This is a genomic window from Corynebacterium sp. MSK019 (assembly GCF_030232425.1).
Lineage (GTDB): Bacteria > Actinomycetota > Actinomycetes > Mycobacteriales > Mycobacteriaceae > Corynebacterium > Corynebacterium jeikeium_D.
Genome location: NZ_JASPJT010000023.1, coordinates 1 through 7,214 on the forward strand (window position 1 = coordinate 1; position 7,214 = coordinate 7,214).

At 60.6% G+C, this 7,214-nt stretch carries 5 protein-coding genes; 2 read left to right on the forward strand and 3 right to left on the reverse strand.

The genetic code is table 11. The features are described from left to right. Positions 1–216 precede the first annotated feature (216 nt). Complete coding sequence (locus QP982_RS10500; RefSeq protein WP_069359667.1) at positions 217–1,359, forward strand: alpha/beta hydrolase; 1,143 nt, start codon at positions 217–219, stop codon at positions 1,357–1,359. Positions 1,360–1,490: 131 nt separating this feature from the next. Here QP982_RS10500 and QP982_RS10505 read toward each other — a convergent pair whose 3' ends face one another. From QP982_RS10505 to QP982_RS10515, 3 genes are all read right to left on the reverse strand, one after another. After that, entirely contained in the window at positions 1,491–2,132 is a 642-nt protein-coding gene (locus QP982_RS10505) for a DUF3239 domain-containing protein (RefSeq protein ID WP_069359666.1), read from the reverse strand. A gap of 25 nt (positions 2,133–2,157) precedes the next feature. Next, positions 2,158–3,861 (reverse strand): DNA repair helicase XPB, encoded by a 1,704-nt coding sequence (locus tag QP982_RS10510; RefSeq protein ID WP_016423319.1) that lies wholly within the window; start codon positions 3,859–3,861, stop codon positions 2,158–2,160. Positions 3,862–4,009: 148 nt separating this feature from the next. Continuing rightward, positions 4,010–6,526, reverse strand: coding sequence for a helicase-associated domain-containing protein (locus QP982_RS10515; protein WP_284870531.1), 2,517 nt, complete (start codon positions 6,524–6,526; stop codon positions 4,010–4,012). Positions 6,527–6,600: 74 nt separating this feature from the next. Here QP982_RS10515 and QP982_RS10520 point away from each other — a divergent pair, with 74 nt between their 5' ends. Continuing rightward, a complete protein-coding gene (locus QP982_RS10520) occupies positions 6,601–6,789 on the forward strand; it encodes a hypothetical protein (RefSeq protein WP_016423317.1) in 189 nt (62 codons plus the stop codon). The last annotated feature ends 425 nt before the right edge of the window (positions 6,790–7,214 follow it).

Below are 7,214 nucleotides of genomic sequence, written 5' to 3' on the forward strand. Positions count from 1 at the left end.
GATGGTACTGCACTCGGGAGGGTGTGGGAGAGTAGGTCGCCGCCGGCATAATAATCTTGTTTGTGGGTCGTGGTTGCTATTTCCCCTTTGTGGGGTTGGGTGCTGCGGCCCACTTTTGTTTTACCCACAGGTAAACAGAATTAACTAAGCGTCGATCGGATCCTCGGTTTCCTCTTTTGGTGAATCCTCGTTGGCTCTCTGTGGCAGACTGTCTCTATGACTAATCAGACACCTAACTCCGATGTGGTTAACCTCGCTTCTTCTGAGGACGAGGCTCAAGACAACTTCACTCCCGTAACGACCGAAGAAGGTAAGCTACAACAGCTTATTGAATGGCTCGAAGAACACGTCTCGGCCTATTCCTACTTGAGCGAGGTTGTCCCCTTGGGTGCCTCTGAGGAAGACATTAAGAAGGCTCGTGCTTCAGTCAATGACCGCGGCGCTCGTATGCCAGACGCCATCATTCACGGTTCAATGATGGTCCTGGGGGCGGCCGTCAACCATTCCTCGCCATACCTTGCGTATGCCGACGGCAAAGTAGAGGTGACGGATACGACGGTGGGGGATAGTCCTAGCGTTCCGGTGCGGGTTTTTGTCCCACAGGATCCAACCGGGTCTGTGGTAGTTGCCGCACACGGCGGCGCTTTCTGGATGGGCGACGGCAGTCTGCGTGAGAATTCCTTCGGCCCAAATATGGCTGCCCTGGCAGCCCGATCGGGCGCAATTGTTGTGGACGTGGATTACCGGCTCGCACCAGAGAATAAGGTATCTGAGGCCGTCTATGACATTGCGCGGGTAGTCGCATCTGTCGCAGATGATTCGTTGCAGCTTCAAAAATTGGGTGCAATGCCCATCAGTGATCAGAACCCGTTAGTTCTTTATGGTGTCTCTTCAGGCGGCCACAACGTTGTTTCCGCGGTAGACCAGATTAGTCAAGACACTCCGGTTGCTCTGTTGCTCGTTGCCCCGGCTCTAGACCTGCGTGGTGCTCCTGCGGTGTGGTTGCAGGCATTCTTCGGCACCTCTGATGATTCGGCAAAGGAAGTGTCACCGGGATTGCATGAGCCGTCGCGAAGCATGCGTGTCCACGTTCAGGCGGCCTCCCGCGATACTGTTGTTCGGCCAGCTACCGAGTACCTGAAGAAGGTCGAGGAGGCAGGTGGAGACGCCACTCAGGCGGTATTCTTGGCGACTCACCAGATTGCGGTTCCAAAGGTTCAGCGAGAGCAGATTACGGACGCGGCGCGGTTCATTCTAGAGGCCACTCACACGGAACGTGAGCTGCCAGAGGACCCGGCAGGTGAATACGATAAGGAAGCGATTGACCGGCAGAACGAAGAGTCCTGGGGTAAGAGCTAGTCAACCCGTTTCAGTTCCTAATGGCGCTCTCGCCGTGCATGTGAGCACCGCGGAGGGGAGCGCTGCTAAGGGAAATCGGGGGCGGGGCTAGAACAGCTCAGTGCCAAAAGGTCGGGGCTAACAGCCCCCGACTAGTGCAGCGGCAGGAGATTGCGCTTCGTTGCGTGTACCTCTTCCACCCGGTCGATGTTGCGTTCGAGCACATTCCAATCGTTGACCGGAATATTGCGCTGGGCTTGGGCAATGACTGACTTGTCTGGAGTGGACCACGCGAGCGGCACTGGGGTGATCTCGTCGTAGAACTCGGTGCGGCTCTTGTGCGTACCGGCCACAGCAACAGCTGGCACCTTCGCGCCCACACGGCGGGGAACCCCGGAAATCGTGGTGACAGTTCGTGTAGCCAGGGCCGGGACGGGCTCGCCATCGGAGGGGTCTTTACGCATGTCCACCAAGGTCATCAGCACCATGGTTCGCTCATCCACACGCGCAATCATGGCCGGAACCAGCGGGGATTCGTCGTAAAGCTCTTGCGGATCCTTAATTGCGCGTCGCACCTGGAAGGTAACGCCGACGTAGAGAGCTGCGAGGGCGAAAAGCATAACCGCGCTGCCGATAACAAACGGCGTGCGGTCGAAAACTATTAGAACCAGCACAGCGCCGACGAGCAGCAGAGCAGAGAAAATGCCGGAGGAGATGAGCAGTCGGCGGGCATCGCGGTAGTACTCGTTGTTGGCGTTGGTGTGCTCGCGGTTGACGGGGAAGTGAAAGTTCATGGCAGTCCTTTAGTTATCCAGTTTTCTAGGATTCCGAGCTAGCGGTGGAATCACCGGGCAGGGAGGGCCCGAGGTACTCGTCTGCGTCGACGATTCGGTAGGCGTAGCCCTGTTCCGCCAGGAAACGCTGGCGGTGAGCTGCGTATTCGGTATCGAGCGTATCGCGAGTCACCACCGAGTAAAAGACGGCGCCACCACCATCGGACTTCGGGCGCAGGAGACGCCCCAGGCGCTGTGCCTCCTCCTGTCGGGAACCGAAGGTGCCGGAGATTTGCACGGCGACAGAGGCTTCGGGAAGGTCGATGGAAAAGTTCGCAACCTTGGAGACCACCAGCGTGTTGATCTCGCCGCGCCGGAACTTCCCAAAGAGCTCCTCGCGTTTGGCGTTGGACGTCTTTCCTTCGATGACGTCGACGCCGAGCTCTTCGCCGATCTCTTCGAGCTGATCCAGGTAGGCACCAATCACCAGAGCGGGTTCGCCCTCGTGTCGGGCAAGGATTTGCTTGACGACGGGAATCTTCGTCGGCGTCGTTGCGGCCAGACGATACCTGTCGGAGGCCTCAGCCGTGGCGTAGAGCATGCGCTCGGACTCGGTCGGGGTCACGCGGACCTCAACGCAGTCAGCCGGTGCGATCCAGCCCTGGGCCTCGATGTCCTTCCACGGGGCGTCGTAGCGCTTCGGGCCGATCAGGCTGAAGACGTCGCCCTCGCGGCCATCTTCGCGCACCAGGGTAGCGGTGAGCCCCAGTCGACGGCGCGACTGCAGATCCGCACTCATTCGGAACACGGGAGCGGGCAGGAGGTGGACCTCGTCATAGATGATGAGGCCCCAGTCGCGGGAATCGAATAGCTCGAGTGCGCGGTATTCTCCCTTAGTCTTGCGCGTGACCACTTGGTAGGTCGCAATGGTGACGGGGCGAATTTCCTTCTTTTCGCCGGAGTATTCGCCGATTTCGTCCTCGGTCAGCGAGGTGCGTCGCAGCAGCTCGTCGCGCCACTGCCTGCCGGCGACGGTGTTGGTGACCAGGATCAAAGTGGTGCGCTGCGCGTCTACCATGGCCGCAGCACCGACGATTGTCTTGCCTGCGCCACAGGGCAGCACCACGACGCCGGAGCCACCTTCGCGGAAGGAATCAGCCGCCATGCGTTGGTAGTCGCGCAGTTCCCAGGTGTCGTGGCCGCCGGTGCCCTGATCCTGCCAAGCGATGGCGTGTGCCTCACCATCGATGTAGCCGGCGGTGTCATTGGCCGGCCAACCGACCTTCAGCAGCTCCTGTTTGATTCGGCCTCGCTCGGAGGGGTGCACGGTCCAGGTGTCGGCGTCGATTTGCTCGCCGAGCATCGGACGAATCTTTTTGTGCTTGGTCACCTCGGCCAGTACCGCAGGGTCGTGTGAAACCAGAATAAGGCCGTGAGCTGGATGCTTGGTCAGGCTCAGGCGACCGTAGCGGTCCATGGTCTCCGCGACGTCGATAAGCAGCGGCTGTGGGACGGGGAACTTGGAGAAGCGCTCGAGGACATCGACCACCTGCTCCGCGTCGTGACCGGCGGCGCGGGCATTCCACAGCGCCAGCGGGGTGATGCGGTAGGTGTGCACATGTTCAGGAGCACGTTCGAGCTCCGCGAACGGTGCCAGCGCCGCGCGTGCCGCATCCGCCTCCGGGTTATCGACCTCCAGCAGCACCGTCTTATCCGATTGGACGATCAGCGGACCCGTACCAAAACCCATTATTCCCTCGCCTCGCAGACATTCGACCAAAAATAAGCTAAAGGTCAATTCTGCCACGATTACGCAGAAGATGCGGCACGGGCTCGAATTATCCCGAACCGCCACATTCGCTTCTGCATCGCTTTACGACGGTCCGCGCGCCCGCCGCCTAGTCGACAGGATGTACTTCGGTAATGCGATGCAGCAGGAAGCGCAGCACTTGACTGGTGGCCGGGTCGATAGCATCGACCTGCCCACCGGAGACGGTGACTGGGCGCACGCGCTTGCGGCCGGGTTTGCCGTTGCGGTCAACGTAGCTCAAATACAGGTCGTCGCCATGGCGAGCCGCGCGCTGCAGAAGCTTGAACGCTTCGGTGCCGGAGGCGTAGTCGCTCGTGCCACCGGTGCTAGCGCTGGCACCGGCAGCCGTGCCCGTACCTGTCGCCGAATCCGCAGCAGAGCCAGAGACCCCAGCAGTGTTGCCACTGGCTGCAGTGCCACTGGAACTACCAGCGTGCTCAGCAGCACGGTTGCCATCGGCAATAGCCGTCAACGCCTGGCTGATGCGTTCCGGTTCGGGCATCGTTGTACGCGCAGTAGGCACCGGAGCTGGCGCCTCAATGCGGCAGGGAGCGCGACCGAGATCCAGCACCAAACCCTCTGCATCTTCGGCGATGATGGAAAAGCCCGCATTTCTAGCGGTCTCAATCACCTGGGCAAGCGGGGCCTGGCTAATTAGCACCGTTTCGGCAATCTTCCGCAACGCCAGGCTTTGCCCAGCCTGGTGACTCTGGAATGAGGCCAGCAGGGCCGGATCGTCACAGCGGATAAACGAAGCTGCGGGGCCACCGCGGAGACGACCGTGGCGGCGGGCGACGTCGTCAAGCAAATAGGTAATGGACTGCGGCACCTCGCCGACGGCGTAGCGCGAAAGAAACTCCGAGATATCGGCGGCATTGATGCCGGCGTCGAGGGCATCGCGAAGGCTGTCTTCGGTCACGCGGTAGACGCTGGCGAGGCCGGGAGATTCCAGCTGCGCAATCGAACTGAGCATGCGTTCCATCTCCGGGGATGCGGGGCCCGGTACGACGATGGTGTTGTCCGCCTGAACCATCAGGTACGAGGCGTTCGGCGGCAAGAGGTTGTTACAGGCGGCACGCAGATCGTCGAAGGCCTCGGCGGTACCGGATTCGATGAGCGCGACCATGGCTTTGCCGACCTCGCTAAGGCCGACGGAAATCGTTTCCACGCCCGGGTCCCGCACGACGATGCCGAGGGCGACCAGCTCGTCGACCACGCCACTGAGCGTCTCGTCCGTGCACCTCGCGTTGGTAATCGGGTAGTAGTAGGCGGCGCATTCACGCAGGTCAGTCAGAGCAACGATGTCGTTGTCGCTTGCCGACGACGCCACCTGCGCACAGCAGGCCAGCACCATTTCCCGGATTGACGGTACCCCGGAGAGCCGAGCTTGTGGGGAGAGTAGAGCAATGCGCTTGCCTTCCTCATTGAGCTGGTCGACCCGCCAGGGAGCTGCGTCGCTAGTGCGAGTGCCGACCGTCAAACTCACCCACCGGTCAACCAGATCGGCGTCGAGGAAGCCGTCGGCTGCCAGCGTGGGGGCGAAATAGTCACCACCGCTGTCGTGCAGTGGCAGCGGATGCGGAGTGCCGACATGAACCAGGCCCGCTGCACTGAGGTTAGCCACGCCGCGAGCCAACTCCGAGATGTCGACGCCGAGCTCCTCGATGAGACTGCGGGTTTCCCGCACTCCGATGACACCGTTTTTCAAGGTCGGCGCGGGGTCGGTTCCCAGCAAGTCCAGCAGGTCAGTCGCCTGTCGCAAAGTTTCCCAGGCAGTGGCGGCAGCACGGTCGTTACCGCTGGCGATCACGTGGGTAGCGGGGGTTTCGGGGCGCAGGGGGACGTCGTCGGCGGCAAGCCCGACTCCACGCATAAGCGCGCGAACGGTGGCGGGCAGGCGAACGGTGCCCTCGTCGATGCGTTCGAGCAGGCCGGCGTTGATGAGCGCTGGGACCGGCAGCGAAGGGTCGGCATCCGGATGAGCGTCCTTTGTGACGCCGAGCCCTCCGGAGTTGGCGAGGGTATCCAGGAGACGCTGCTGCCTGTCTGTGACCTCGGTGAGTGCCGTGCGTAGCTGGCTGCGGCTGGGGCCATCGGGATTGGGCAGAAGATACCAGCCGGGTGGCAACGAGGTGGCGACCTCATCGCTGAGACAGAAGTAGTCCTGCCAGGGCAGAGGTTTCTTGCGGGTGGACTTGCCGGTGAAGGTGCCGCGGGGGCCGGGACCGTTGCCCCAGATGAGTCCGTATTCGCGCAGGGTATCGAGGCTTGTCCGAATATGCGTGGCCGTGGGCCGTTGATTGGCGGGAACCTCTGCTCGAGAGAGTAAGTCGAGAATGTAGTCGATGAGGGCGTCCGCAGTGACGGGTTCGGCGTCAGCACCGAGGTCGGCGGCGGCCTCAATGCAGGCGAGCTCCAGTGCGGGCAGTCTGGTCAGCGCGCGGGAGACAGAAGCGCGGAGCTGGAGCCTTGCCGCTAGCACCTGGGAAGACTTCGGCGGTGGCGACAGCGCATCGGGGCGATTGCTGAGGATAGTGCCCACAAATTGGTCTGGTTGACCTGCCAGCCAGTCGGAAAAGAGTGCAAAGGGGGTGGTGCTAGTCATGACAATCCCCACTTTAGTGAGATTTAAGGAGGGGAGAAGGTGACTGGGGAGAAAATTTTTGGGATAATCTCAGCATGGCTAACGTTGCAAAGAAATCCTATGTCGATCCCGGCTGGCCGAAGGACCTCGAGCCTGGTCAGCACGCTGTTACTGAACTGATTGCTCACCACGCTGGTGCAGATTCGCCTTTCGGCGACATTGAGTTCCCGGTTGATCCGGAGACTCTGGGTTACGTGCACCCGACCACGGTGATTAACAAGTAATCTTTTAGGTTCTTAGCAGAGCTACATCTGCTGGAGGCCCGCAGCCGTGACTGCTAGTTCAGTCATGGCTGCGGGTTTTCACATCAGTGGCCTCGGGGCGGGGGCTTGAGTAGGGGCGCTTGAAGTGGGGGGGCTTGAAGTGGGGGCTGGACCTTATTCAAGCCCAGTTTTTTTGGCCAATCCACCGGAATGGCCCCATGGATGCGAGCTGCAAATGTGAAACTGTGTAAGTTTATGACACTTTCAAGCCATTTTTCGGGCCATTTTTGTCATAAACGCAGTCACTAACTCGCGTTGGCACGCCGTCGCCAGCCATAAACGCAGGCAGTAATTCACGCAGTCACTATCTGGGTTAAGTGACAAAAAGTGTGTCTGATTTTCAGCCTATTTGCTGGTCAGGCCGCATAAAACGGGCTTATATAAGG

Coding starts and splice junctions, on each gene's coding strand:
- QP982_RS10500 (WP_069359667.1), top strand. CDS start 217: ATGACTAATCAGACACCTAACTCCGATGTGGTTAACCTCGCTTCTTCT.
- QP982_RS10505 (WP_069359666.1), bottom strand. CDS start 2,132: ATGAACTTTCACTTCCCCGTCAACCGCGAGCACACCAACGCCAACAAC.
- QP982_RS10510 (WP_016423319.1), bottom strand. CDS start 3,861: ATGGGTTTTGGTACGGGTCCGCTGATCGTCCAATCGGATAAGACGGTG.
- QP982_RS10515 (WP_284870531.1), bottom strand. CDS start 6,526: ATGACTAGCACCACCCCCTTTGCACTCTTTTCCGACTGGCTGGCAGGT.
- QP982_RS10520 (WP_016423317.1), top strand. CDS start 6,601: ATGGCTAACGTTGCAAAGAAATCCTATGTCGATCCCGGCTGGCCGAAG.